A 1,148-nucleotide genomic window follows, 5' to 3' on the forward strand; every position below is an offset into this window, starting at 1 on the left:
GACCTGCCGCGGTGGCTGACCTGGTACAATCAGCAGCGCCCGCATGGTAGTCTCGGCCGACGAACACCGGCTCAGGCCCTCGCCGGAACAACCTGATCAGAACTCACATCTAGTGGAGAGGGTGGCGAGCTGCGCAGGTGCGGGAACGCAGTTGCGTTCACTGCCATGTTCTGCTTCTTGTAGCTTTCGCCCGGCGACGAAAGACGTTCATGAGCAGCCCCACCCCGAGCGACTGCGCCCTCAAGCCTCAGTCGGGCAGCTTGATGCTGTCGTCTCCGTAGCCTCGCCTTCCGTTGAGCTGCGGCCGTGGTTGCACAGCGGGAACTGCGGCAGGCGTCAACGCACCCCAAACCTTGCGCATAATCGAGGTCGCCAAACTGAGGATGTTCTGTACCATGTCTCGCTCGCTTTCCTTCGTGCAGCCAACCGCTTGGGTCCGTTGTGCTTCCGCAGCAGCTTGTGCAGCTTCTTGACCGGGTCCGGACGGCCAACCCGAGATGTAGGCTCAACGGCCCCGGGCGCGGGCGCACAGGTCCTCGCGGAGTTCGTGCTCATGCACGATCCGGTCATACGACTGATCCGCGCTTCTGATCGCGTATTGCGGCTCACGTTGTGGATCATCGAGCCTGATGATCTCATAGCCGCCCTTCCAGGTCTCGGGCTGACCATCATCCGCGTAGGAGATGGCTTGTCCCACGGCAAAGAGGTGCTCCCCTGAGGTGGGCATTAATTGGTTCTCCTCTGGGTGCTCTGCCGCTCTTGGCGGAGCACGTCGCCTCTTGGCTTCCCCGGAGTAGAAGTAGGTACGTATGAGACCGGCTCCGCGGCTGCTACCGGCGCTGTCCAGTCGAGCAGCGTACGGCCGCCATCGTCCATCAGACGCAGAGCATCGGTCCGGGTTGGCCAGCGTCTCATTCCGGCAAGGCTCCGGATTAATGCCAAGGCTATGGCACCGTCAGCGGCCACGATGGGCAGGGTTCCGATAACCTCGGGAACACCACGTCGAAACCTTTTGAACTGGACCAGAAATCTCATGGCAGCCTCCTCAATGCGGAGCGTCTCAAGGGACGCCTTAGAGCCTGTCCGAGTGAAATTTGAATCCGAGCAATGACTTGTGATTCACTGGTTGGCGCCGATTTGCGGAGGCG

The 1,148-nt window shown here is 61.1% G+C and carries 2 protein-coding genes; one reads left to right on the top strand and one right to left on the bottom strand.

The genetic code is table 11. The annotated features are described in order from the left end of the window. Nucleotides 1-3: 3 nt before the first annotated feature. Complete coding sequence (locus JKG68_RS35110; protein ID WP_210346516.1) at nt 4-96, top strand: integrase core domain-containing protein; 93 nt, start codon at nt 4-6, stop codon at nt 94-96. 409 nt (nt 97-505) lie between these two features. Here the strand turns inward: JKG68_RS35110 and JKG68_RS32475 are convergent, their stop codons facing one another. Next, the gene (locus tag JKG68_RS32475) at nt 506-727 is read right to left on the bottom strand and encodes a hypothetical protein (protein WP_202066561.1); all 222 of its coding nucleotides are present in this window, start codon (nt 725-727) and stop codon (nt 506-508) included. Nucleotides 728-1,148: the final 421 nt, after the last annotated feature.

This window comes from Microvirga aerilata (assembly GCF_016743775.1).
In the GTDB taxonomy this organism is placed as follows: domain Bacteria; phylum Pseudomonadota; class Alphaproteobacteria; order Rhizobiales; family Beijerinckiaceae; genus Microvirga; species Microvirga aerilata.

Excerpts from the sequence above, each read along its gene's own strand:
- JKG68_RS32475 (WP_202066561.1), bottom strand. The coding sequence starts at position 727 with ATGCCCACCTCAGGGGAGCACCTCTTTGCCGTGGGACAAGCCATCTCC.